19 protein-coding genes and 1 pseudogene are annotated in these 25,053 nt (G+C 71.4%); 6 read left to right on the top strand and 14 right to left on the bottom strand.

Features of this window, described 5'->3' with window-relative positions; translation table 11 throughout:
* Positions 1 to 73: 73 nt before the first annotated feature.
* From IEY89_RS25680 to IEY89_RS25690, 3 genes are all read right to left on the bottom strand, one after another.
* A complete protein-coding gene (locus IEY89_RS25680; protein WP_189149866.1) occupies positions 74 to 1,534 on the bottom strand; it encodes an aldehyde dehydrogenase family protein in 1,461 nt (486 codons plus the stop codon).
* Between the two features lie 289 nt (positions 1,535 to 1,823).
* The gene (locus IEY89_RS25685; RefSeq protein ID WP_189149867.1) at positions 1,824 to 3,542 is read right to left on the bottom strand and encodes a PucR family transcriptional regulator; all 1,719 of its coding nucleotides are present in this window, start codon (positions 3,540 to 3,542) and stop codon (positions 1,824 to 1,826) included.
* A gap of 97 nt (positions 3,543 to 3,639) precedes the next feature.
* Positions 3,640 to 6,045, bottom strand: a complete 2,406-nt coding sequence (locus IEY89_RS25690; RefSeq protein ID WP_189149868.1) for a type IV secretory system conjugative DNA transfer family protein — start codon at positions 6,043 to 6,045, stop codon at positions 3,640 to 3,642.
* Between the two features lie 308 nt (positions 6,046 to 6,353).
* On the opposite strand from IEY89_RS25690, the gene gabT reads away from it, so the two are divergent.
* Positions 6,354 to 7,688, top strand: coding sequence for a 4-aminobutyrate--2-oxoglutarate transaminase (gabT, locus tag IEY89_RS25695; RefSeq protein WP_189149869.1), 1,335 nt, complete (start codon positions 6,354 to 6,356; stop codon positions 7,686 to 7,688).
* 338 nt (positions 7,689 to 8,026) lie between these two features.
* Complete coding sequence (locus tag IEY89_RS25700) at positions 8,027 to 8,698, top strand: phosphatase PAP2 family protein (protein ID WP_229695422.1); 672 nt, start codon at positions 8,027 to 8,029, stop codon at positions 8,696 to 8,698.
* 39 nt (positions 8,699 to 8,737) lie between these two features.
* Here IEY89_RS25700 and IEY89_RS25705 read toward each other — a convergent pair whose 3' ends face one another.
* From IEY89_RS25705 to IEY89_RS25740, 8 genes are all read right to left on the bottom strand, one after another.
* Positions 8,738 to 9,001, bottom strand: a complete 264-nt coding sequence (locus IEY89_RS25705; RefSeq protein ID WP_189149871.1) for a hypothetical protein — start codon at positions 8,999 to 9,001, stop codon at positions 8,738 to 8,740.
* Positions 9,002 to 9,134: 133 nt separating this feature from the next.
* Complete coding sequence (locus tag IEY89_RS25710) at positions 9,135 to 9,587, bottom strand: bifunctional DNA primase/polymerase (protein WP_189149872.1); 453 nt, start codon at positions 9,585 to 9,587, stop codon at positions 9,135 to 9,137.
* A 194-nt stretch (positions 9,588 to 9,781) separates the two neighbouring features.
* Positions 9,782 to 11,215: an NAD(P)/FAD-dependent oxidoreductase gene (locus tag IEY89_RS25715; RefSeq protein WP_189149873.1), complete on the bottom strand. Its 1,434-nt coding sequence runs from the start codon at positions 11,213 to 11,215 to the stop codon at positions 9,782 to 9,784.
* 50 nt (positions 11,216 to 11,265) lie between these two features.
* Positions 11,266 to 12,081 (bottom strand): ABC transporter permease, encoded by an 816-nt coding sequence (locus tag IEY89_RS25720; protein ID WP_189149874.1) that lies wholly within the window; start codon positions 12,079 to 12,081, stop codon positions 11,266 to 11,268.
* A complete protein-coding gene (locus IEY89_RS25725) occupies positions 12,082 to 13,008 on the bottom strand; it encodes an ABC transporter permease (protein ID WP_189149875.1) in 927 nt (308 codons plus the stop codon).
* Positions 13,008 to 14,165 carry an ABC transporter ATP-binding protein gene (locus IEY89_RS25730; RefSeq protein WP_189149876.1) on the bottom strand — a complete coding sequence of 386 codons (1,158 nt, stop codon included), beginning with the start codon at positions 14,163 to 14,165 and terminating at the stop codon, positions 13,008 to 13,010. The genes IEY89_RS25725 and IEY89_RS25730 overlap by 1 nt, the downstream gene beginning before the upstream one ends.
* 52 nt (positions 14,166 to 14,217) lie before the next feature.
* Positions 14,218 to 15,465 carry a polyamine ABC transporter substrate-binding protein gene (locus IEY89_RS25735; protein WP_189149877.1) on the bottom strand — a complete coding sequence of 416 codons (1,248 nt, stop codon included), beginning with the start codon at positions 15,463 to 15,465 and terminating at the stop codon, positions 14,218 to 14,220.
* A gap of 58 nt (positions 15,466 to 15,523) precedes the next feature.
* Positions 15,524 to 17,047 carry a gamma-aminobutyraldehyde dehydrogenase gene (locus tag IEY89_RS25740; RefSeq protein ID WP_189149878.1) on the bottom strand — a complete coding sequence of 508 codons (1,524 nt, stop codon included), beginning with the start codon at positions 17,045 to 17,047 and terminating at the stop codon, positions 15,524 to 15,526.
* A gap of 207 nt (positions 17,048 to 17,254) precedes the next feature.
* Between IEY89_RS25740 and ybiA the strand changes: the two genes are divergently transcribed.
* Positions 17,255 to 17,851 (top strand): riboflavin biosynthesis intermediates N-glycosidase, encoded by a 597-nt coding sequence (gene ybiA, locus IEY89_RS25745; RefSeq protein ID WP_373287292.1) that lies wholly within the window; start codon positions 17,255 to 17,257, stop codon positions 17,849 to 17,851.
* Between the two features lie 460 nt (positions 17,852 to 18,311).
* On the opposite strand, the gene IEY89_RS25750 is transcribed toward ybiA, so the two are convergent.
* The gene (locus IEY89_RS25750) at positions 18,312 to 19,247 is read right to left on the bottom strand and encodes a DUF4190 domain-containing protein (protein ID WP_189149880.1); all 936 of its coding nucleotides are present in this window, start codon (positions 19,245 to 19,247) and stop codon (positions 18,312 to 18,314) included.
* 130 nt (positions 19,248 to 19,377) lie between these two features.
* On the opposite strand from IEY89_RS25750, the pseudogene IEY89_RS25755 reads away from it, so the two are divergent.
* Together IEY89_RS25755 and IEY89_RS25760 are read left to right on the top strand one after the other, a co-directional pair.
* Positions 19,378 to 20,560, top strand: a pseudogene (locus IEY89_RS25755) (adenosine deaminase).
* Positions 20,561 to 20,596: 36 nt separating this feature from the next.
* Complete coding sequence (locus tag IEY89_RS25760) at positions 20,597 to 21,280, top strand: glycerophosphodiester phosphodiesterase (protein ID WP_189149882.1); 684 nt, start codon at positions 20,597 to 20,599, stop codon at positions 21,278 to 21,280.
* A 43-nt stretch (positions 21,281 to 21,323) separates the two neighbouring features.
* On the opposite strand, the gene IEY89_RS25765 is transcribed toward IEY89_RS25760, so the two are convergent.
* Positions 21,324 to 23,054 (bottom strand): RNA polymerase sigma factor, encoded by a 1,731-nt coding sequence (locus tag IEY89_RS25765; RefSeq protein ID WP_373287293.1) that lies wholly within the window; start codon positions 23,052 to 23,054, stop codon positions 21,324 to 21,326.
* A 284-nt stretch (positions 23,055 to 23,338) separates the two neighbouring features.
* Here IEY89_RS25765 and IEY89_RS25770 point away from each other — a divergent pair, with 284 nt between their 5' ends.
* Positions 23,339 to 24,511, top strand: a complete 1,173-nt coding sequence (locus tag IEY89_RS25770) for a serine hydrolase domain-containing protein (protein ID WP_373287296.1) — start codon at positions 23,339 to 23,341, stop codon at positions 24,509 to 24,511.
* Here the strand turns inward: IEY89_RS25770 and IEY89_RS25775 are convergent.
* Entirely contained in the window at positions 24,501 to 25,028 is a 528-nt protein-coding gene (locus tag IEY89_RS25775) for a hypothetical protein (RefSeq protein WP_189149883.1), read from the bottom strand. The two genes, IEY89_RS25770 and IEY89_RS25775, sit on opposite strands and share 11 nt — an antisense overlap.
* Between the last annotated feature and the right edge of the window lie 25 nt (positions 25,029 to 25,053).

A 25,053-nucleotide genomic window follows, 5' to 3' on the forward strand; every position in this document is an offset into this window, starting at 1 on the left:
CATCGGTGCCGGACCCTTTCGTGACGGCGCGTCCGCGTCATCGGCGAGTGTATGTGAAAACGGTTCCCATTAGCTAGAGGGCGAGGCCGGTCAGTACGAGGACGCGCTCGTACGTGTAGTCGTCCATCGCGAACCTGACGCCCTCACGGCCGACACCGGACTGCTTGACGCCGCCGTACGGCATCTGGTCGGCCCGGTAGGAGGGCACGTCGCCGATGACGACACCGCCGACCTCCAGGGCCCGGTGGGCCCGGAAGGCAGCCTGGAGATCATGGGTGAACACACCTGTCTGGAGGCCGTACTTGGAGTCGTTGGCGGCGGCGAAGGCCTCGGCCTCGCCCTCCACCTTCCGCACGGTGAGGACCGGCCCGAAGACCTCCTCGCACGAGATCGTGGCATCGGCGGGTACGTCGGTGAGGACGGTCGGGGCGTACGAGGCGCCGTCGCGCTTGCCGCCGGCGAGGAGGTTCGCACCGGCCGCTACGGCCTCGTCGACCCACGTCTCGACCCGCTTGGCCGCGTCCTCGCTGACCAGCGGCCCGACGTCGGTCGCGCCGTCGGCCGGGTCACCCGTCACCTGGGCCTCGACGGCGGCGACGATGCGGGGCAGCAGCCGGTCGTACACGGAGGCGTCCGCGATGACCCGCTGCACGGAGATGCAGGACTGGCCGCCCTGATAGTTGGAGAACGTGGCGATACGGGTCGCCGCCCAGTCGAGATCGGTGTCGGAGGCATAGTCACCGAGGACGACCGCCGCGCCGTTGCCGCCGAGTTCGAGGGTGCAGTGCTTGCGCGGCACGGAGTCCATGATCGCGTAGCCGACCTTCTCCGACCCGGTGAACGAGATCACCGGCAGGCGCGGGTCCTGCACGAGGGCGGGCATACGGTCGTTGGCGACCGGGAGGACGCTCCAGGAACCGGCGGGCAGGTCGGTCTCGGCGAGGAGTTCGCCGATGACCAGGCCGGAGAGGGGCGTGGCCGGGGCGGGCTTCAGGATGATGGGGGCGCCTGCCGCGATCGCCGGGGCGATCTTGTGCGCACAGAGGTTGAGGGGGAAGTTGAAGGGCGCGATGCCGAGGACGACGCCCTTGGGGAAGCGCCGGGTGAGGGCGAGACGGCCCTGACCGCCGGGGTCGGTGTCGAGGCGCTGTGCCTCGCCGCCGTTGAAACGCCGGGCCTCCTCGGCGGCGAACCGGAACACGGAGACGGCTCGGCCGACCTCGCCGCGGGCCCACTTGACCGGCTTGCCGTTCTCGGCGGAGATGAGCTGGGCGATCTCCTCCGTGCGCTCGACGAGACGCCGGCTGACGTGGTCGAGGGCGGCGGCGCGGACGTGGGCGGGGGTGGCGGCGAACTCGTCACGGACCGCGTACGCGGCGGCGACGGCTTCCTCGACCTGGGCCTCGGTCGGCACGCCGACCTCGCCGACGAGGCGTCCGTCCCAGGGGGAGGTGACGTCGAAGGTGGTCTCGCCGGTGGCCTGGCGGCCGGCGAGCCAGAAGGCGTGGGTGACGACGGGCGGCGTGGAGGTCATGGGTACACGGTAGGGCGGGGAGGGCGGGGGATTGTTTGTCCGGGGTGGAGTGGTAGGGGGTGGCGGTACGACGGTTCGGCGTGGTTGTTTCTCGCCCCCGCCGCCCCTACCCGTCCCGTCCCTGGGGGCCTGCGGCCCCCAGACCCCCGCTTCGGCCCTGAAGGGGCCTCGTCCTCAAACGCCGGACAGGCTGAAAGATCCAGCCCCTCCGGCGTTTGAGGAGCGGGGGGGGTGGGGGCGGAGCCCCCGAGGACGGGACGGGTAGGGGCGGCGGGGGCGAACAAACCCCCTACTCCCCCACCGCCGCCGTCGTCTTCAGGGCCAGCCACAACTCCATCCGCACATCCGGATCATCCAGCGACCGCCCCAGAATCTCCTCCACCCGCCGCATCCGGTACCGCAGCGTATGCCGGTGCACACCAAGGTCCGCCGCAGCCGCGTCCCACTGCCCGTGCCGGGACAGCCATGCCCGCAACGACGCCACCAGGTCACCTCGCCCCGTCGCGTCGTGCGCGTACAGCGGACGCAGCAACCCGTCCGCGAACGCCCGTACCGCGTCGTCCGCGAGCAACGGCACCACGGACCCCGCTGCCAACTGCTCGTGCCCGACCAGCACCCGCCCCCGCCGCCGGGCCACCGACAACGCCTGCTCGGCCTGCTTGTACGCCGCCGCCGCGGCAATGGGCCCGGCCGGCCCGGACATCCCCACCACAAGCTCGTCCTCGTCACCGGCCGAACCGGAAATACCGGAAGAACCGGAGGAAGAGGGCGCCGTGTCCGCAGCCTGCCCCCTGACCTCCGCCCGCGCTCCCTCCAGCGCCGCGGCGAACTCCTCACAGGCCGCCACCGCCGCGCCCCCGTCCACCGCGAGCACGACCAGCCGTTCCCCCTCCGGCACCACCAGCACCGCCTCCCCGGCCCGCGCGGCGGCCGACTCCAGGCACTCGGTGAGCCCGCCCAGCGGATCGCCGTTCGTGTCGGCGGCGACCAGAGCCCCGGCCGTGGGCCTGCTCACCGTCCCCACCGGCGCCGTCGCCCCCACCGGCGGGGACGCCGACTCGGCGACGACGATCCGGTACGGCGCGTCGAGCAGCTCGCCGTACAGGTCCCCGGCGACGGCGCGCGCGTGGTCGGGCTCGCCGGCCAGCAGCATGCGCAGGACGGCGGCCCCGATGCGCTGCTCGGCGGCCTGCAGGGAGCGGGACCGCTCAGTGGTCAGGGTGAGAAGCGCGATGGCCGAGTGAAGGGCGTACCGCTCCGCCGTCCCCAGGGCGGCGGCCGTACCCACGGCGAGGGCGGCGCGCGGTCGGCGTCCGGTGCCGAGGGAGTGCAGCTCGACCCGGTCCTGCTCCCCCTCGTCGTCCCCGCCGCCCGCGCCCACCACCGCACTCGCCGGCGCGGGCCGTTCCCGCAGCCGTTCCACGTCCGCCGTGAGCCGCGCCGCCCGGCGCCCGGCCCACTCGGGCGCGGTGGCGACGACGGCGCCCGAGGCGTCGTACAGCGCGGCCCAGCCGTCGACCTGCGAGGCGAGCGCGGCGAGCAGGCCCTCCGGGCCGTCGCTCAGCGCCTGCCGGGTCAGTTCGCGCTGCGCCGCGAATCCCGCGGTCACCGCCCGGTACTGGTCGGCCGCGATGGCTGCCGACACCGCCTTGCTGATGGCGAGGAAGGGCGTGCGGCGCGGAACTTCGAGGAGCGGGAGCCCTTCGTGCTGCGCCGCCTCGACGACCGCCTTCGGGATGTCCGCGTAGTGGACCCCGACGGCGAAGCCGAGTCCGGCGACCCCGGCCCCGACCAGCCGCTTCACATAGCGCCGCATGGCCTCGGCGTCCTCGGCGTCCAGCTTGAGGGCGGTGATCAGGAGAAGCTCCCCGCCCTCCATGTAGGGGACGGGGTCGGCCAGTTCGCTGGCGTGTGCCCAGCGCACGGGTACGTCCAGTCGGTCGCCGCCCGCCCGCACGGTCAGCTTGAGCGCGGAGTGGTGGACGAGCGAGGCGAGCGTCGGGGGCATGAGGCCTTCAGGTCTGTGTGGTCTCCGTGAACTTTTGGCCGCCGCGTATGAACGACCTGTGCCGATTCTGCCTCACCGTACGTACCGTGTGTTCCGCTCAGCCCCGCAGATTCACCAACAGCGGAGGGGCGTGCTCGCCCTCGACGGTCGTCAGGGACAGGACCGCGTGCCCCGGCGGCACCTCGTGCGCCAGTTCGGACGCCGACCAGCGCTCCCGTTCGACCGTACGTACGGTCACCGCGTCCGTCGTGACCGCCTTGCCGGTGACCAGCTTGCGCAGGGCGTGGATGGCGCGGGTCATCGGCTGGTCCGCGAAGACGGTGTGCTTGGCCACGTCCCGTGTCTCCACCCAGGCCGTGCCCCAGGCCTGGGCGAACCGGCCGCCGTCCCAGGTCGTCACGCCGGAGAACGCCATCCGGCAGCCGACGGCACCGTAGAGCGGCCCGTGCAGCGGCTCCGGGACGTCGCCGATCGTCCGCAGGGCGAGAACGACGCCCGCGTTCTGGGTACGCAGCCGCTGGATCCGGCGTACCGAACCGGCGGTGACCGTCCCGGTGGCGTCGTCGAGGACGAGGCCGGCGAAGTGGGGGCGCCGTCCGTCGCGTACGACGGCGCAGAACTGGGCGAGGACGAGCCGGGTGATCAGCCGGGCGGCCTCCTCGTGGCCGTGCTCGGGCAGGTCGACGCGGACGCGCAGCGGGTACTGGGCGAGGGAGCGCAGGGAGAAGGGCCGAGCCGAGCCGCCCCCACCGAAGAAGCCGTCGAAGACCGGCCGGTTCAGCAGCGCCAGCCGGTCGGCGAGGACCCGGCCGACGTCGGTCGGGCTCGCCGCCTGCCGGATGCGCACGTCGAGTTCGCGCCGCATGACGGTGAACGCGTCCCCCGCCAGGGCGTCCCGCAGCCCGGACAGCGCGGCCGGGTCGCTCTCCAGCAGTTCCCGCAGGACCGGCAGGGCCGGGAAGCGGCCGTGGGCGGCCCGGTAGGGGCCGAGCACCTGGGCGAGCGCGATGGCGGCGCTCTCGGTGCCCACGGTGTCGAGGTCGCCGACCAGCGCCTCGGCGAGGAAGGAGGCCGCCTCGTCGGGGTCGTCGGAGTCGGCGTACGGGTCGAGGTCGTGGACGGACGAACGGTCACCGATCCGTACGACGACGTCGAACCCCGAATCCGCGGCGATCGGCGTCCCCGGCGCGGACACCGTGACGAACGCGCACTGCCCGGTGAGCGCCCGCAGGGCCAGCGCCTCGGTCACCGGTTCGATCAGATGCCGTGTCTTGCCCGCGCCCGACGGTCCGACCGCGAGCAGGGACGTGCCCAGCACCTCCGGCCCGAGAGCCGCGCCGGCGCCGTGATAGGCGAGCGGAGCCCGCTCGGCCGCCACCCACCGCCCGATGCGCACCTGCCCCGCCGCCAGGTCGTGCCGCGCGGTACGCCGGGCCAGGTCCCGGGCGCCCGAGGGGTGCGCCCAGGCCGCCGCGCCCTGCCGCAGCACGGTGTCCCGGAAGCCCGCGAGCAGCCCGTCGCGCCTGGCGAGCGTCCACGCGTGCTCGACCCGGGCGCAGTCCACGTCGTTCATCCGGCCGCCGGACACCTCGGCGGTGAGCACCTCGGCGGCCTCGTACTGACCGGCCTCCCGCAGGTCGGGCCACTGCTCGCGCGGCCGGTCGGCGGGCGCGGGTCCGGTGGGCCCGGCGGCGGCCCCGCGCGCGGCGAGCCGCTCCTTCACGTACGCCCACCAGCCGCCGATCCGGGCGAACGGCCATACGACGAGCAGGGTGATGACGGTGTAGAGGCCGACCTTGAAGACGGTCGACCCGAAGACATCGAAACCGCCGGAGACCAACGCGACGAGGGCGACGACAGCGTCGACGATCGGCAGGGCGTCCCAGCCGACCCCCGGAAAGGCGTTCGGAAACACGAAGCTGAGCGTGAGGAGAGCGCCGAGTGCCGCGAGCAGGGCCCGCGCGGGCTGCGGCCTGCGCCCGACGAAATGCCGGGCGATGTCGGGCCAACTACCGAGCCGGCCCATGGCATAGAGCAGCACGAGAAAGAAGGCACCGTTGTAGACGAGGACGGCCGCGCTGCCCTCCCAGCCCTTGGGCGCGACGGTGCCGCCCCACCACCAGTCCTCCGGTGTGAACAGCTTCAGCAGCACCGACTCGTACGGCATCGCGCCCCGCCGCCACAGCGACCACAGGAACAGCCCCACGACGAGCGGCACCAGCAGCCCGACGACGGTGACCGGGGAGAGACGCTCCGCCGTCTGCGCCCCCTTCGGCAGCCGGTACCCGTACCGCCAGATCCCGGGCCTGGCCTCGGGCCGGGGCTCGTTGAGCCACTCTGCGACGGACGCACGCGCGGGCACACCCTGCGGCGCCCCCTGCTCGACGGGCCGAGGCGCCCGCCCCGGCCGAGGCGGCACCGCGGGCACGTCCGGCGGCCCTGCCGGACGCGGCACGGGATTCGCGTGCGTACCCCGCGCGTCCGGCGTCCCGTCGCTGTCCATCGCCCTGCCCCCTGACCAGCCGTTCCGACCACCATCAGCCGACAACGGCCAATCTAACGCTCCCACAAGGGGAGTTCACCGCTCACCGGGCCGATCTCCCGGAGCGGTTCGTACCGCGCACCCACCCTTCGGGGCTCCACGCGGGAGCCACTCCTCTGTCCACCAAGGACAACGACACACCCCCACCACTCCCAAACGGTGCATGCCCGCCCCCACCCCCCAGGCCTAGCCTGCGAAGAGAGCCGCGGCGAATCTCCCGCGTCAGCCCCACGCCAGCCCCGCGTCCGTCACGCCCCCAGGAGCCCCTCATGACCTCCCTCCCCCAGGAGCGCCGCGTAGTCACCGCGATCCCCGGCCCCAAGTCCCAGGAGCTCCAGGCCCGACGTCTCGCCGCCGTCGCGGCCGGTGTCGGCTCGGTGCTGCCCGTGTTCACGGCACGGGCGAGCGGCGGGATCATCGAGGACGTCGACGGGAACCGGCTGATCGACTTCGGGTCCGGCATCGCCGTGACATCGGTCGGCGCCAGCGCCGAGGCGGTCGTGCGCCGGGCCTCCGCCCAGCTCGCCGACTTCACGCACACCTGTTTCATGGTCACGCCGTACGAGGGGTACGTCGAGGTCGCCGAGGCGCTCGCCGAACTGACCCCGGGCGACCACGCCAAGAAGAGCGCCCTGTTCAACAGCGGCGCCGAGGCCGTCGAGAACGCGGTCAAGATCGCGCGCGCCTACACCAAGCGGCAGGCCGTCGTCGTGTTCGACCACGGCTACCACGGGCGGACGAACCTCACCATGGCCCTCACCGCCAAGAACATGCCGTACAAGCACGGCTTCGGGCCGTTCGCGCCGGAGGTGTACCGCGTCCCGGTCGCCTACGGCTACCGCTGGCCGACCGGTCCGGAGAACGCGGGCCCGGAGGCCGCCGGGCAGGCCATCGACCAGATCAGCAAGCAGGTCGGGGCGGAGAACGTCGCCGCGATCATCATCGAGCCGTTGCTCGGCGAGGGCGGCTTCATCGAGCCCGCGAAGGGGTTCCTGCCGGCGATCCGGCAGTTCGCCGCCGACAACGGCATCGTCTTCGTCGCCGACGAGATCCAGTCCGGGTTCTGCCGGACCGGGCAGTGGTTCGCCTGCGAGGACGAGGGCATCGTGCCCGACCTGATCACCACCGCCAAGGGCATCGCGGGCGGGCTGCCGCTCGCCGCCGTCACCGGGCGCGCCGAGATCATGGACGCCGCGCACGCGGGTGGCCTGGGCGGCACCTACGGCGGCAACCCGGTCGCCTGCGCGGGTGCGCTCGGCTCGATCGAGACGATGAAGGAGCTCGACCTCAACGCGCGGGCCCAGCGCATCGAGGCCGTCATGAAGGCACGGCTGACCGCCATGGCCGAGAAGTTCGAGGTCATCGGTGACATCCGGGGCCGGGGCGCCATGATCGCCATCGAGCTGGTCAAGGACCGCGCCACCAAGGAGCCCCACCCGGAGGCGGCCGCGGCTCTGGCCAAGGCCTGTCACCAGGAGGGCCTGGTGGTCCTTACCTGTGGCACGTACGGCAACGTCCTCCGCTTCCTGCCCCCGCTGGTGATCGGCGAGGACCTCCTGGGCGAGGGCCTCGACATCATCGAGCAGGCCTTCACCAGCGTCTGACGCGGCCTCGGCGCCCGCCGCCCGTCCGGCCCCGTCGTTTCCGTCGGCCGACCGGCCCGGATTCCGCTTGTTTCCGGGCCCGGGAGGGCACCGTCAGAGCGTGTGAAGAAGGTGTGCGAGGAGGATGGCGGGATGTCATTCTGTCTGTCCGAGACCCGCCCCCTGACGTAGGTTCTATCCAGATGAGAGATACACCCCACCCGCAGGGAACTGCGGGCGGTACCAGGTCGGGGCCTCCCCAGCTTCGATCCGGTGGTGCCCTCGCGCACGCAGCCGGAGCTCCTGGCTCCGGGTCTCCTCACCGATCGGACAGTCGCCCGCCCCAAACCCCCCGGGGCGTGCGACGACCCGATCCGATCGTCCGCCCTGGAACTCCCCCCCCTGTTCCAGGGCGGACGACCTCTCGGATCCTGTTCTCCCTCCTGACCCTCGCGGTTCTCCTCTTCGCGCTGATCACCTGGCAGGTCGCCGTCCACGGCCCCCTCGCCCGCGCGGACGAACGCCTCAGCGACGTAACCGTCCACCCGTCCCGCGGCTGGGCACTCCTCGCCGATCTCGGCGGCATCGTGGTCGCCGTTCCCGTCCTCCTCGTCGTCCTGGTGTACGTCGGTCTGCGCGCGCGTCGGGCGGGTACGGAGCGCTGGTGGCGGGAACCGCTCGGCGCGGTCGTGCTGATGGCGGCGGTACCGGCGATCGTCGTACCGATGAAGGAGCTGATCGCCCGGCCCGGGCCGCCGGTCATGGGCCCCGGCACCGGGTTCTACCCCTCCGGTCACACCGCGACGGCCGTCGTGGCCTACGGCTCCGCCACGCTGCTCCTGCTGCCGTGGCTGCACCGTACGTACGCCCGCCGGCTCGTCCTGATCGGCTGCCTCGCCCTCAACGCGGCCGTCGCCGTGGGGCTGGTCGTCCGTGGTTTCCACTGGCCGCTGGACGTGGTGGCGAGCTGGTGTCTGTGCGGAGCGCTGCTGATCCCGCTGCGGCTGTTCGCCCGCAGGCCCGCACCCTGATCCCGCCGGCTGCCGGGCCACCCTCCGGTGGCGGGACCATCACCTGGGCCGGGACCGGCTCCGGGGTTCTCCGCGTGCGGGGCGAGCACGGGCCGCCAGGCCGTGCCGGAGGCGATCCGCACCGGCGGCCGGAAATCCGGCACCACGGATCGGCCGCGTCGGACCACGCCTGATCACCTCGGCGCGCAGGCCGCGCGGTACGAGGTCCACCTCGCCGGTCGCCGCCAGGTCGAGGTCCATGGTGTGGCCGGTGAGGGGGGACCGCACCGGCTCCGGACCGACGGCGGTACTGGGGTCGGGCACGGCGAAGGCATGGCTCGGGCCGCGCGGCGGTCGGGCCGTCCGTGCCCCACATGCCACGGTTCGCGTCGACCGCACGGACGGCCGACGAGAGCGTGGTCACACGGGAATCAGTGAACCGCGAGATCCTCGGGCATCACCTGTCCTCGTCGGTCGCCAGATCCGCCGCAGCCTCGTGTATGGCCAGTTCGAGGAGTGCCGGGTCGGTGAGGGTTCCGGAGCCGTCCGGCGGGATCAGCCAGCGGACGCCTCCGGTCGTGCGGCCCGGGTACGGCACCACGATCCACGTGCCGCGTCCCGCCGTACGCACCCCCGTACCCAGCCACCGGGCCGCGGTGCCCGGTGGCACGAAGAACCCCATCCGGGAGTCGCCGAAGTCGACGAGCACCGGGCCGGGCTGGTCGATGACGCGGGTGAGGACGTCGAGGGTGGGGTAGCCGAGTTCACCCCGCAGGATCAGTACGTCCCAGGCCTTGCCGGCGGGCAGCAGTGCGATCCCCAGGGGATTGCGCTCCCATTCCCAGCGGCAGGCCTCGGGATCCGGAGCAACGGACGCCAGCCACTCGACCGCCGTTTTCGCCCCTGCCATGAGAGACCTCCCTTTCTCTGTGAACGCTGGTCGCGTCACGAGAGAGAGGGAGGATTCCCGGAAGCATTACGCGGGTTCCGCCAGGTGTTGGGAGTGAACCGGATCACAGCCAAAAGCTGGGCGCACGCGCCCCCTGAGGGGCGCGAGGAACTGCGCGACAAGCCCCCACCGACCCGCAGCAGACGAACGAGCTGCTAACTGTCGAATCCCAACCCGAACCGATCCATCGCCTTCAGCCACAGATTCCGCCGCCCCCCACGCTCATCCGCCCGCGCCAACGACCACTTCGTCAACGCGATCCCCGTCCACGCGAACGGCTCCGGCGGAAAAGGCAACGGCTTCTTGCGAACCATCTCCAACGACGTACGCTCCGTCCGCTCCCCCGCCAGCAGATCCAGCATGACGTCCGCCCCGAAGCGCGTCGCACCGACACCGAGGCCGGTGAACCCCGCCGCATACGCCACGCGGCCCCCGTGCGCGGTGCCGAAGAACGCCGAGAAGCGCGAGCAGGTGTCGATCGCGCCGCCCCACGCGTGCGTGAAGCGGACGCCCTCCAGCTGCGGGAAGCAGGTGAAGAAGTGGTCGGCCAGCTTGGCGTAGGTCTCCGGGCGGTCGTCGTACTCCGCGCGCACCCGGCCGCCGTAGGGATAGATCGCGTCGTAACCGCCCCACAGGACGCGGTTGTCGGCGCTCAGCCGGAAGTAGTGGAACTGGTTGGCGCTGTCCCCGAGACCCTGACGGTTGTGCCAGCCGATGTCCGCGAGCTGCGCCTCGCTCAGGGGTTCGGTCATCAGCGCGTAGTCGTAGACCGGGACCGTGTAGGCCCGCACACGCTTCACCAGGCTCGGGAAGATGTTCGTGCCGAGCGCGATCCGGCGGGCGCGGACCGAACCGTAGGGCGTGCGTACGGCCATTCCGGCGCCGTACGACCGCAGGGTGAGCGCCGGTGTGTGCTCGTAGACGCGGACGCCCAGGCGCAGGCAGGCCCGCTTCAGGCCCCAGACCAGTTTCGCCGGGTTGAGCATCGCGACGCCGGTGCGGTCGTACAGGCCGGCCAGGAAGGTGGGGGACGCGACCTGCTCCCGTACCGCCTCCGTGTCCAGGAACTCGATGCCGGTCGCGAGGCCTTTGCGGCCCAACTCCTCGTACCAGGAACGGAGTTCGGCGGCCTGGTGAGGTTCGGTGGCGACGTCGATCTCGCCGGTGCGTTCGAAGTCGCAGTCGAGGGAGTGGCGGGCGACCGACTTCTCGATCTCGTCCAGGTTGTGCGCGCCGAGTTCCTGGAGCCGGTGGATCTCGTCCGGCCAGCGGGCGAGGCCGTTCGCCAGGCCGTGGGTGAGCGAGGCGGCGCAGAAGCCGCCGTTGCGGCCCGAGGCGGCCCAGCCCACCTCGCGGCCCTCGACGAGCACGACGTCCCGCCGCGGGTCGCGCTCCTTGGCGATCAGCGCGGTCCACAGCCCGCTGTAACCGCCGCCCACCACCAGCAGATCGCAGCTCTCGGCGCCGGTGAGGGCGGGCTCGGGATGGGGCCTGCCCGGGTCGTCCAGCCAGTACGCGACCGGCTGGGCGTCGGAAAGAGACTTGGTCCAGCGATTTACGATTCCATGGGTCATGGCGCTTGGGGCCATGATTCCAACTCCCTACGAATGACTGTGAACACGAATTGCCGGGAACGAGGCTATGCGCTCTTCTGCCTGTTCCGGCGGTTGCCGATGACCATTCCGGTCAGCACGAACAGGACGGCGATCAGGAACATGGCCGTACCGATGACATTGATCTGAACGGGCGTTCCGCGCTGCGCCGATCCCCAGACGAACATCGGGAAGGTGACGGTCGAGCCCGCGGTGAAGTTGGTGATGATGAAGTCGTCGAAGGAGAGCGCGAAGGCGAGCAGCGCGCCCGCCGCGATGCCGGGGGCGACGATCGGCAGGGTGACGCGTACGAAGGTCTGCACCGGGCCCGCGTACAGGTCCCGGGCGGCCTCCTCAAGCCGTGGGTCCATCGACATCACGCGTGCCTTCACGGCGACGACGACGAAGCTGAGGCAGAACATGACGTGGGCGATCAGGATCGTCCAGAAGCCCAGCTGTGCGCCCAGGTTGAGGAAGAGGGTGAGCAGCGAGGCCGCCATGACGACCTCGGGCATCGCCATGGGCAGGAAGATGAGGGAGTTGACGGCGCCCCGCGCGCGGAAGCGGTACCGCACCAGCGCGAAGGCGATCATCGTGCCGAGGACGGTCGCCCCGATGGTCGCCCAGAAGGCGATCCGCAGGCTGAGCGAGAGCGATCCGCACAGGTCGGCGACCCCGCACGGGTCACGCCAGGCGTCCGTCGAGAACTGCTGCCACGCGTAATTGAAGCGGCCCTTCGGTTTGTTGAAGGAGAACACCGTGACGACGACGTTCGGCAGCAGGAGATAGCCGAGGGTGAAGAGTCCCGCGATGACGACGAAATGGCTCTTGAGCCAGCGCCCGATCGAATTCACGAAGGCCATTTAAACCAGGTCCTCCGTCCCGGACTTGCGGATGTAGAGGGTGACCATGACGAGGATCGCGGCCATGAGGATGAAGGAGAGGGCGGCGGCCGTCGGATAGTCGAGAATGCGCAGGAACTGCGTCTGGATGACGTTGCCGATCATGCGGGTGTCCGTGGAGCCGAGCAGGTCGGCGTTGACGTAGTCGCCGCTCGCCGGGATGAAGGTGAGCAGCGTGCCGGAGACGACACCCGGCATCGACAGCGGGAAGGTGACCTTGCGGAAGGTCGTGAACGGCCTGGCGTACAGGTCGCCGGCCGCCTCGTGCAGCCGTCCGTCGATGCGTTCGAGCGAGGTGTAGAGCGGAAGGATCATGAACGGCAGGAAGTTGTACGTCAGACCGCACACCACCGCGAGCGGCGTGGCCAGCACCCGGTCCCCGGCCGTGATGCCGAGCCAGCTGGTGACGTCCAGGACGTGCAGCGAGTTGAGGGCGCCGACGACCGGGCCGCCGTCCGCGAGGATCGTCTTCCAGGCGAGCGTACGGATCAGGAAGCTGGTGAAGAACGGCGCGATGACCAGGATCATGATCAGGTTGCGCCAGCGTCCCGCGCGGAACGCGATCAGATACGCGAGCGGATAGCCGAGGATCAGGCAGAGGATCGTGGCGGCGCCCGCGTACAGCACCGAGCGCAGGAACTGGGGCCAGTAGTCGGCCAGCGCGTCCCAGTAGGTCGCGAAGTGCCAGGTGACCTTGTAGCCCTCCTCCAGGGAGCCCGTCTGCACGGACGTGGAGGCCTGGTAGACCATCGGCAGCGCGAAGAACACGAACAGCCAGAGCAGGCCGGGCAGGAGCAGCCAGTACGGCGTCCAGCGGCCTCTTCTCCGCGGTGGCCTCTTCGCCGGTGCGGGCGCCAGAGGCGGCGCGTCGGGGGTCGCGGTGGCCATCAGACGGCCGCCTCTTCGTCGACCGTCCCGACGCCTGCCTCTATGTCCTGATCGGCGTCCAGGCCGAAGGTGTGGGCCGGGTTCCAGTGCAGGACGACCTCCGCACCCGGGGCCAGCCTGGCGTCGCGGTCGATGTTCTGGACGTACACCTCGAACTCGGGGCAGACGGGGCTGTCGATGACGTACTGCGTGGAGACGCCGATGAAACTGGTCGCGGCGATCTTCCCGGTGATCCGGTTGCGGCCGGCCGGGATGTCCCCGGCGTCGTCCGCGTGTGTGAGGGAGATCTTCTCGGGACGGACCCCGACCAGCACCTTGCCGCCGGTCCTGGTCGGCGCGGAACAGCGCGCCTCGGGGAGCAGCAGCTTGCCGCCGCCCGCCCTGAGGACGATCTCGTCGCCGCTCCTGGCGTCGACCTCGGCCTCGATCAGGTTGGAGGTGCCGAGGAAGTTCGCGACGAAGGTGGTGTGCGGGTTCTCGTAGAGGTCGGCGGGCGACCCGAGCTGCTCGACCCGGCCCGCGTTCATCACGGCGACGGTGTCGGCCATGGTCATGGCCTCCTCCTGGTCGTGCGTGACATGGACGAACGTGATGCCGACCTCGGTCTGGATGCGCTTCAGCTCCAGTTGCATCTGGCGGCGCAGCTTGAGGTCGAGGGCGCCGAGCGGCTCGTCGAGGAGCAGCACCCGGGGGGTGTTGATCAGCGCGCGGGCCACGGCGACACGCTGCTGCTGGCCGCCGGAGAGCTGGTGCGGCTTCTTGCGCGCCTGCTCACCGAGCTGTACGAGCTCCAGCATGTCCTCGACCTGCTTCTTCACCGACTTGATGCCACGCCGGCGCAGGCCGAAGGCGACGTTCTCGAAGATGTCGAGGTGCGGGAAGAGGGCGTACGACTGGAAGACCGTGTTCACCGGCCGCTTGTACGGCGGCAGGTTCGTGACCTCCTGGTCACCGAGGAAGACGGTCCCGGAGGACGGTTCCTCCAGGCCCGCGATCATCCGCAGGGTCGTGGTCTTCCCGCAGCCGGAGGCACCGAGCAGAGCGAAGAAGGAACCCTGCGGGACGGTGAGGTCGAGCGGGTGTACGGCGGTGAAGGAGCCGTAGGTCTTGCTGATCCCGGAGAGACGGACGTCGCCGCCGTGGTCTGTGCTGGTCATGGTGTGGTCCTTGGGGAGTCGGAGGGGTTTCGCACCGCTGGGGCAGGCGGGGCTACGCCCCCGTCAACTTCGCGAACTTCTCCTCGTACGCCGTCTCTTCCTTCTGGCTCAGCAACCGGAAGGCGTGGGACTTCGCGGCCATCGCCGCGTCGGGAATGATCAGCGGGTTGTCCGCCGCGGACTCGTCGATCTTCGCGAGGTAGGGCTTCACCCCGTCGACGGGACAGACGTAGTTGATGTAGGCGGCCAGTTCGGCGGCCGGGCCGGGCTCGTAGTAGTAGTCCATGAGCCGCTCGGCGTTCGTCTTGTGGCGCGCCCTGTTGGGGATCAGCATGTTGTCGCTGGACGTGATGTAGCCGCTGTCCGGGATGATGAAGTCGATGTCCGGGCTGTCCGCCTTGAGCTGGACCACGTCACCCGCCCAGGCGATACAGGCCGCGAAGTCGCCCGAGGTCAGGTCGGCCGTGTAGTCGTTGCCGGAGAAGCGGCGGATCTGGCCCTTGTCGACGGCCTTCTGGAGCCGGGCCACAGCCGCGTCGTAGTCGTCGTCGGTGAACTTCGCCGGGTCCTTGCCCATGTCGAGCAGGGTCATGCCGATGCTGTCGCGCATCTCGGAGAGGAACCCGACGCGCCCCTTCAGCTTGGGGTTGTCGAGCATGTCGGAGACCGACTTCACCTCGACACCGTCCAGCGCCTTCTTGTTGTAGGCGATGACGGTCGAGATGCCCTGCCAGGGGTAGGAGTAGGCGCGGCCCGGGTCCCAGTCGGGGCTGCGGAACTGCTGCGACAGGTTCGCGAACGCGTGCGGAAGGTTCGACGGGTCCAGTTTCTGGACCCAGCCGAGGCGGATCAGCCGGCCGGCCAGCCAGTCGGTGAGGACGATGATGTCCCGGCCGGTGTCCTGGCCCGCCGCGAGCTGCGGTTTGATCTTGCCGAAGAACTCGACGTTGTCGTTGATGTCCTCGGTGTACTTGACCTTGATGCCGGTCCGCTCGGTGAACGCGTCGAGCGTGGGATGGTGCTTCTCGCTCTCGTCGACGTCCATGTACTCGGTCCAGTTGGAGAAGCTGACGGTCTTCTCCTTGGCCGAGTGGTCGTCCGCGGAGACGCCTCCCGCGGTCTTGCCGGCCGCGGGGATGCCGCAGCCGGTCAGCGCACCGAGGCCACCGGCCACCAGGGCGCCGCCCGCGGAGGCGCGCAGCAGGGACCGGCGGGTCAGGGCGGCCCTGCCATTGCGGAAGCTGCGCCGCATGGCGGCCACCTGGGCCGGGGAGAGGCGGTCGGGCTCGTACTGCTCCATGCGCGTGATGCCCTTTCGGGAGGGTGATTCGGCCGCTGGTCGGTCGGCCTGTGTCCGGTCAGCGGTCCCCGAAGATCGTGCGGTGCCAGTCCTTGCGGGCAACCGCGGTGTTGTCGAACATGACGTGCTTGATCTGCGTGTACTCCTCGAACGAGTACGCGGACATGTCCTTGCCGAAGCCGGACGCCTTGTACCCGCCGTGGGGCATCTCGCTGATGATCGGAATGTGGTCGTTGACCCACACGCAGCCCGCCTTGATCTCGCGGGTGGCGCGGTTCGCCCGGTAGACGTCCCGGCTCCAGGCGGAGGCGGCGAGCCCGTAGGGCGTGTCGTTGGCGAGCCGGATGCCCTCTTCGTCGGTGTCGAAGGGCAGGACGACGAGCACCGGCCCGAAGATCTCGGACTGCACGATCTCGCTGTCCTGGGCGGCGTCGGCGACCAGGGTGGGCCGGTAGTAGGCACCGCTCTTCAGCTCCCCCTGGGGAGCCTCGCCGCCGGTCACCACGCGCGCGTGGGCACGCGCCCGCTCGACGAAACCGGCGACCCGGTCGCGCTGCGCGTGCGAGACGAGCGGCCCGAGATCGGTGCCCGGGGCGAACGGATCACCGAGCCGGACGGTGTCCATGAGGGCGGCCGTTCTCGCGACGAACTCCTCGTACAGCGGCCGTTGCACGTACGCGCGCGTGGCGGCCGTGCAGTCCTGCCCGGTGTTGATGAGGGCGCCCGCGACAGCGCCGTTGACGGCGGCGTCGAGATCGGCGTCGTCGAAGACGACGAAGGGTGCCTTGCCGCCCAGCTCCAGGTGGAGCCGCTTGACGGTGGCGGTGGCGACCTCGGCGACACGCTTGCCGACGGCGGTGGACCCGGTGAAGGACGTCATGGCGACATCGGGATGCCCGACGAGACGCTCACCGGCTTCCCTGCCGGTCCCGGTGACGATGTTGACGACGCCGTCCGGGATCCCGGCCGCGGTGGCCGCCTCGGCGAAGAGGAGGGAGGTCAGCGGGGTCAGCTCGGCGGGCTTGAGCACGATCGTGTTGCCGGCCGCGATCGCCGGGAGGATCTTCCAGGCGGCCATCTGGAGGGGGTAGTTCCAGGGCGCGATGGACCCGACGACGCCGATGGGTTCCCGGCGGACGTACGAGGTGTGGTCACCGGAGTACTCCCCGGCCGACTGCCCCTGCAGGTGCCGGGCGGCGCCGGCGAAGAACGCGGTGTTGTCGATGGTCCCCGGCACGTCGAACTCGCGGGTCAGCTTGAGCGGCTTGCCGCACTGGAGGGACTCGGCGCGCGCGAATTCCTCGGCGCGTTCGGCGAGGACGGCCGCGAAGCGGTGCAGTGCGTCGGAACGCTCGCCCGGGGTGGCCCCGGCCCAGCCCGGGAAGGCCGCGCGTGCGGCGGCGACGGCGGCGTCCACATCGGCGCGACCGGCCAGCTCGTACGTGTAGACCGCGTCGCCTGTGGCGGGGTCGACGACCGCGTGCGTACGGCCGGAGGTGCCGCGGGTCAGACGGCCGGCGATGTACTGCGCGCCGGCCGCGAGGCGCTCCTGCGCCGGGAAGCGATGGCCCGGACTGTGCATGTCGCTCTCCTCCGTCACCCTCCCCTTACTGCGGGGGTCAACGTAGCTCCAGGTCGATTTGAGTGCCGATCCTGACAGAGTAAGTGGACTGCAACAAGTGATTCCGTTGTTTCCTTTTGGTTACGCGACGGAATCTGTCGACCAGGTGTCCAGTCGGCCTGGAAATAGGAGGACGCGATGTCAGTGGCGGATGCCAGACTCGCGTGCATGGGGAAAATCGCTGCGAACACCGCCAACCCGGAGCAGTCGGGGCAGATCTGCTCACTGGAAACCCTGACCAGGGAAGTCCGTGCGGGGGCCCGGGTCAAGTACCTGCACTTCTGGGGGCACCGGTCCCGCCCGGACGGCCGTGTGGGGGCGAGCTGTCTCAGCCAGTGGTGGCCGTCCACGTTCTCGGTGGACGGGGTGGAGTACACGACGGCCGAGCACTGGATGATGGCCGCCAAGGCCCGCCTGTTCGAGGACGCGGAGGCGGAGCGGCAGGCGATCACAGCGCCGAACCCGGCCCTGGCGAAGAGGGCCGGCCGGCTCGTGCGCGGCTTCGACCAGGCCGTATGGGAGCGCGAGCGGTTCGGGATCGTGGTCGAGGGCAGCGTCCACAAGTTCACCGCGCACAGTGACCTGGGGGGATTTCTGCTGGGCACGGGCGAGCGGGTGCTGGTGGAGGCGAGCCCGGTGGACCGCGTGTGGGGCATCGGCCTGGCCGCGGACGACGAGGCGGCGATGGACCCCGAGCGGTGGCGGGGGCCGAACCTGCTGGGGTTCGCGCTGATGGCGGCGCGGGAGCGGTTGCGGGCGGGGTAGCGCTCCGCTGGCCGCGCGACCTGTCTGCCATGGGCCGCTGGGGGAGGCGGCAGCCGAAGGAGCCCGGGTCGCGCCCCCGCGGCAAAACCGCCGCCCGGGGCGGCACCACCACTCATGCCAGGTGCGCGTGGGCCAGGCACCCCGCCCAACGGGCGTTCCACACCTCGCGGGCCGAAAGAGCTGCGGAAGCCGAACGAACACCGGTCACACCCCCGCGACCGAACCGCCGACCAGGACCGACCCCGCCACCCACGCCAGGCGCGGATTTCGCACCCTCGTACGCCGGACTCCAGCGGCTCCCCGGGTTCGCCCGGACGCTGCTGGAGCGGTGGAGTCGGTCCGGATCTCCCGCGCAGGTCGAGGGGGACGGGCCGGGCGAGCGGCTCGACCGCGCCCTGCGTGCCGCCGCCGTGCGAGACCGTCTTCCGAGGCCCCCGGCGGTGCCCGCTCGACCCGCTCCCTAGACCTGCTGGGAGAGGAAGGTCGAGTAACTGCCGTCGAGGTCGTTCGCTGACCCCTCCTCGTCGAACACGATGACGACGACGCCGAGCACGATGGCGAGGATGATGCCGGCGACACCGCAGATGATCCCGGCCAGCGCCTGGCCCGCGTTGGTCGCCTGGCCCCGGCGGGCCCTGCCACGGGCGATCAGGCCGAACACCACGGCGAGGATGCCCAGGATGATCGCCAGCGGCCAGAGGCAGAAGAAGACGGCGGAGACGATGCCGACCACGAGCGAGGCCGTACCCAGGCCGTTCATCGGCTGGGGCGCCATGGGGGCCCAGCCGTAGCCGCCGTACATCGGGGGCGCGGGATGCGCGGGCCCGGAGACGGCGTATCCGGACTGCTGCGGGTAGCCGTAGTCCGGCTGTCCGAACGGAGCGGGCCGGTAGGCCGGGTAGCCGTACGGGGCCTGTCCGGGGCCGTCGGGTGCTATGGGCGGCGGGGGGACCGGTTCGCCGGGTGCGGCGGGCTGAGGGTAGGAGGCATAAGGCGTGGAGGGCGCGAAGGGGTTGTCCCGCGGGGTCCCGGCCGCGGGAGCCCCGGGTGCGGCGAAGGGATCGGCCCAGGGCCGGGAGTCCTCGGGTGCGGGCGGGCCGGTGCGGGCGTTCGGTGGGGTGTCGCCGCCGCTCCAGAACACGGTGCTGCCGGGGCCGTCAGGGGCGGAACCCGAGCGAGGGGTGTCCTCCACCGGCGGCGCCCAGGGATTGAACTCGGGCTCGGAACCGGTCGTGCCGGCGGCGGACCCGGTCGGCGGCTTGTCCAGCGGGACCCGCGCGGGCGTGCCGTTCGCGGGGCTGTCGCTGACGGTTTCGCCGGTCGCCGCGCCCTCGGAACTCGCCCCCTCCGCGGGAATGTTCTCCGGTGAGTGCGGCGGCTGCGCGGCGTCGGACATGCGTGGGGTCCCCTCGTTGGTGCGTTCCGTCATGCTACGGCCCGCGATCACCGGGCGACGGGACACATCCGGCCTCCCCGCCCCGCCCGCCCCTGCCACCCTGGCGCACCCCGTCCCACCCCGGGCCGGAATCCACAGGCGTCTCCCCGCGGGCCCGGCCTACGATGATCCCCGAGTCATCGATCAGCCGATCACCCGCGTCCCGCCGACCGCCGTACGGTCCGGGCGCCGTTCCCGGGGAGGAACCCTTGACCGACCACGACCAGCGTGCCGCAGCCGGCGTCCGTGACCCGCACGCCTTCATCGCCGGGCTGCCCAAGGCCGAACTGCACGTCCATCACGTCGGCTCCGCCTCTCCCCGGATCGTCTCGCAGCTGGCCGCCCGCCACCCCGACTCCCAGGTGCCCACCGATCCCGAGGCCCTGGCGGACTTCTTCACGTTCACGGACTTCGCCCACTTCATCAAGGTGTACCTGTCCGTCGTGGACCTCATCCGCACCCCCGAGGACGTGCGGCTGCTGACGTACGAGATCGCCCGGGACATGGCCCGGCAGCAGATCCGGTACGCCGAGCTGACCATCACCCCGTTCTCCTCCACCCGCCGCGGCATCGACGCGCGCGCCTTCATGGACGCGATCGAGGACGCCCGGAAGTCGGCCGAGGCCGAGTTCGGGACCGTACTGCGCTGGTGCTTCGACATCCCGGGCGAGGCCGGGCTCGAATCGGCCGAGGAGACGGTGCGGCTCGCCACCGACGACCGGCTGCGCCCGGAGGGGCTGGTCTCGTTCGGGCTCGGCGGGCCCGAGATCGGCGTACCCAGGCCGCAGTTCAAGCCGTACTTCGACCGGGCGATCGCCGCCGGACTGCGGTCGGTGCCGCACGCGGGCGAGACCACCGGCCCGGAGACCGTCTGGGACGCGCTGAACCACCTGCGCGCGGAACGCATCGGGCACGGTACGAGTTCCGCGCAGGACCCCGGACTGCTCGCCCATCTCGCCGAGCAGCGGATCGCCCTGGAGGTCTGCCCGACCTCCAACATCGCCACGCGCGCGGTCCGTACGCTCGACGAGCACCCCGTCAAGGAGTTCGTACGGGCCGGCGTCCTCGTCACGATCAACTCCGACGACCCGCCGATGTTCGGCACCGACCTCAACAGCGAGTACGCGGTCGCCGCCCGGCTGCTGGACCTCGACGAGTGGGGTCTCGCCGACCTCGCCAAGAACGCCGTCGAGGCCTCCTTCCTCGACCCGGCGGGCAAGGCCGCGCTGGCCGCCGAGATCGACACGTACACCTCGGGATGGCTCGCCCCCTGAGAAACATCACCGGCACCGTCCACGCACAATGGGCCCATGCAGAACGTGACCGCCGTGGCACATCGCGGCGACCCCTACCGCGTCCGTGAGAACACGACCGACTCGCTGCGTTCCGCGCTCGATCAGGGCGCGGACGCTGTCGAGATCGACGTACGGCTCACCCGGGACGGCGTGCCCGTGCTGCTGCACGACGCGACGCTGAAGCGGCTGTGGGAGCGGGACCGGCCGCTGGCCGTCCTGTCGGCGGCCGAGGTGCGCGGGCTGACGGAGGGCGGGGTGCCGACGCTCGCGGAGGCGCTGGCCGTGACCGAGGGCAGCCGGGTGATGATCGATCTGCCGGGGTCGCCCGATGTGCGGGCGGTACGGCGAGTGATGGACGTGGTGCGGGAGTGCGGGGCGCAGGACCGCGTGTACTACTGCGCGGACGCCCCGGCGATGCTCGCGGTGCGCGCGGCCGATCCGTCCGCCGAGATCGCCCTGACCTGGAAGACCCTCGCGCCGCCGCGCCCCGCCCTGCTCGCGGCCGTACGTCCGCGCTGGCTCAACTACCGCTTCGCCCTGGTCGACCGGAGACTCGCGGCACGGGTGCACCGCGGCGGTCACCTGCTGTCGGTGTGGACTCCCGACACCCGTCGTGCCATGCGGCGGCTGCTGGACGCCGGCGTCGACTCGATCACCACCAACCGGATCGACACGTTGTGCGCGCTGCGCAAGGGCTGAAGGGTTCCTGGCCAATCGAAGGCATCGAACACGGTGCCGGTGCCTACACGCGGGACTCCTGAGCCACGGTCGCCGGGCCGGCCGGGCTGTCCCGGGTGACGTACTGCGGGACGGGGGTGTCGTCCCTGCCGGTGTCGCGGACCAGGCCGTAGCGCGTGGCGCCCTCGGGGGGCCCGCTGGTCACATCGTCCTCGGCCTTGTCCCAGGTCGTCGGGAAGACGCTCAGGCCGTAGTCGGCGCCCCGTTCGTTCACGGTGAGCGTGACGCTGCCGTCGACGTAGAAGTACTCGTTCTGCCACATCTGCTGGGTGCCGGCCGGCGGGACGGCGTAGCCGGTGGTCGAGTTGCCCATGCCGGTGGCGGAACCGTCGGTGCCGCTGACCCGGTCGTCCATCCGGCGGCCACCGCCCGAGGCCACGTGGAAGAGCCTGCCCTTCAGGCCGGTCCAGGTCGGCATGACCAGACCTCCGGCCCGGTACTGCGGCGAGATCTGCCATCGGACGAGGACATAGCCCTGGCCGGTGAGGGTCACGCTGTCCCCACGGTGGTTCATGGTGGCGTGCGCGCCGCCGGTGCTGGTGATCCCGGCCCCGGGCCGGCGCGGGAGGGCGGCCGGCCGCGCGTTCGGGTCGGGTGCCGTGTCGACGGCGTCGACGACCGTCCCGTACAGGTCCGCCGTCGGCCGCGTCGCCGACGGGGAGGGCGAGGCCGGGAGTGAGGGTGAGGGGGAAAGGGAGGGAGAGGGAGAGGGAGAGGGGGATGCCGACGGGGACCGGGGCGGGGAGGCGGTCGGCGCCTGGGGCTGGGGGCGGGCCGTGGGGGCCGCGACGGCCGGCGGCGGGTCCTTGGCGGGGTACGTCATGACGTACGCGCCGCCCGCGACGATCGTCGCCCCGGCGCTCAGGGCGACGGCCGGCTTGGTCAGGGCGCCGAGCACCTTGCCCGACCAGCCGACGGAAGCGCCGGCGGTGGCGGCGACGGCCGTCTTGCCGCCGAAGGCCAGCGACACGGTGAAGCCGAGGGGCAGCGGGACGAGCGCGATGCCGACGAGGAGCCGTTCCGCCGGTACGACGACCGCCTCACCGGGGCTCGCGCAGTACGCGCACCCCCTGATGTGCCGGGCCAGCCGCTTGCGCCACACGGAGTCCGGGTCGCCGTCCCAGCGGGCGGTCAGTTCCCGCAGGTCGGGGCAGGCGCCGTCGAGCGCCCGGACGATTCCGCGCGAGGCCTCCAGACGCTCCTTCATCCGCTGGACGCGGACGGCGGCGTGCTGCCGGCTGATGCCGACGGCCGCCGCCAGCTCACGGCGGGTGACTTCGCCCGCGACCTCCAGCCACCACAGGGACAGCAGTTGCCGGTCCTCGTCGTCGAGCCAGCGCACCGCCTCCGCGACCTCGCGCCGCTGCCCCTCCAACTGGAGCCTCAGTACGGTGAGTTCGGCGAAGTCGGCCGCTCCGTCGGCGGTCTCGTCGCGCAGGGCGTCGGTCGTACGGCGGCGTGCGCGGTCCCGGATCTGCCGCATCGCGATCGCGACGAGCCACGACCGGAAGCTGTCCGGGTCGCGCAGCGAACCGAGGTTGTCGACGGCCCGGAGCATCGTCTCCTGAACGACGTCGTCCACATCCGCGTGACCGTTCAGGGCCCGGCCGACGATGTTGTAGACCAGCGGCAGCCAGCCCGCGACCAGCTCGTCCAGCGCCCGCCGGTCACCGGCCTGCGCCGCAGCGATGGTGGAACTCCACTGGCGCCCGTCCACAAAAGCCCTTTCTCGCACGTGTGTGCACCTTACGTCGCCCTGTGGCACACCAGTTCCCCTGCCAGGTCTCCCGAGGAGACGGACCGGGGGCGCCGCCGATAACAGTTTTTTCTCCCACCCGGGACGTCAGGACACGGGCCCTAGGTGCGATCCCCGACAAGATCCGGACGCGGTACGCCAATTGCCCTCACGCCGAGACCAGGGTCGGCGTCCTCCTCACCGAGGATCCGCGCCGCACCGTAAAGATCAAGGATGTGAGCATCGACACCAGCCACCCGCAGGAGCAGCCGATGCACATGCGCATGCGCAGTCCCGCCCGCGCCGCAGCCCTCGCGACCGTCCTCACGCTCGGCCTCGCCCTGCCGGCCGGCGCCCTTGCCGCCCCCGCGTCAGCCGCCTCCCTCTCCGTGTCCACCCCGGCGACCGCACGGGGCTCGGGCCCGGACGCCGAGGCGCTGCGTGCCGCACTCGCCGGGTTACCGGATGCGGACGCGACGGCGGCTCTCGTACGGGTCGGGGGCACCGGCGATGGCTGGCGCGGCAGTGCGGGGGTGCACGACCTGGCGAGCGGGCGGGCGGCGGAACCGGACGCGCGCTTCCGGGCCGGATCGACGACCAAGGCGGTCACGGCGGCGGTCGTGCTCCAGCTCGCGGCGGAGGGCGAGGTGGACCTCGGCCGGCCGGCCCGGCGCTATCTTCCGGACCTGGTCCCCCGCACGTACGAACACGTGACCGTGCGCCAACTCCTGAACCACACCAGCGGCATCCCGGCCGCCGACGGCACCGGTACGACCTTCGAGGAGTGGTACGCGCACCGCTTCGACCTCCACTCGCTCCGCGAGATGGTCGCCGACGCCACCGCCAGGAAGCCCGAGTTCGCGCCGGGCACCGAGCAGCACTATCTCAACATCAACTACACCGTGCTCGGGCTGCTGATCGAGCGGATCACCGGCCACTCGTACGAGCAGGAGACGGCCCGTCGCGTGTTCGCCCCGCTGGGCATGCGGAACACCTGCTTCCCCGGCACCGACCCGGACATCCGAGGGCCGCACAACCACGGCTACCAGGCCGTGGCCGGCGCGGACGGCACGACGGAGTACCGCGACGTCACGGTGTGGGGCACCACGGACAGCTGGGCGGCGGGCGCCATGATCTCCACGACGGCGGATCTGGAGCGGTTCCTGATCGCTCTGTTCCGCGGGCGGGTCGTGCCGCAGCCGCAGCTGACGGAGATGTTCACCCTCCCGGCCGGCGTGCCCGGTGCCACGATGAGCGCGGGTCTCCAGCGGTATGTCACCCCCGACGGCACGGAGTTGTGGCTGAAGTCGGGCGGCCGGTGGGGCTACAACTCGGTCATCGCCGCCACCCGCGACCTGTCCCGCACCCTCGTCTACAGCGTCAACTCGACCGACGCGAAGGGCCAGGGCATGAATCCCGTCGGTGCGCGCATCGCACAGGCGGCCTTCATACGATGACGTGGGCAGCGGCCGGAGGCGCCGCGATCAGCTGCTCCAACCGCTTGATGCGCTTCCGTACGACGTACAGCGGGATCACCCCGAACACCCCGAACGAGATGTCGATCACCGTCCACCAGAAGGGAATCCCCCGGGTCGGCCCGCAGATAAGAGCGAGCGGGATGATCCCGGCGCAGGCGATCATCCCGAACTCGACGACCCAGATGTTGCGTACGGGGTCGCGGTAGGGCCCGTAGAAGGCGACCGCGATGACGAGGTGGGCGAAGGCGAGCCAGTCCGTGCCGTAGAGGACGAACGGGTACCGCTCGTCGGTGGCGTCGAGCCCTTCGCGTACCCGCTCGATCCACGCCATCAGCCCCGGCAGGTGCTCGGCGACGGACAGGGTCCGCAACAGGCTCTCGGTCCAGCGCAGTTCGTGCACGAGGGGGAAGGCCGTGGCGCCACTGAGCACCAGACCCGCCAAGAAGAGGAACAGCCAGGCACGAATGCCCTTGAGCAGGGCGGCTCTGTCGCTCATGGAGGCAGCGTACGCCTCTGTTGAA

The organism is Streptomyces lacrimifluminis (genome assembly GCF_014646095.1).
Taxonomy (GTDB): Bacteria; Actinomycetota; Actinomycetes; order Streptomycetales; family Streptomycetaceae; genus Streptomyces; species Streptomyces lacrimifluminis.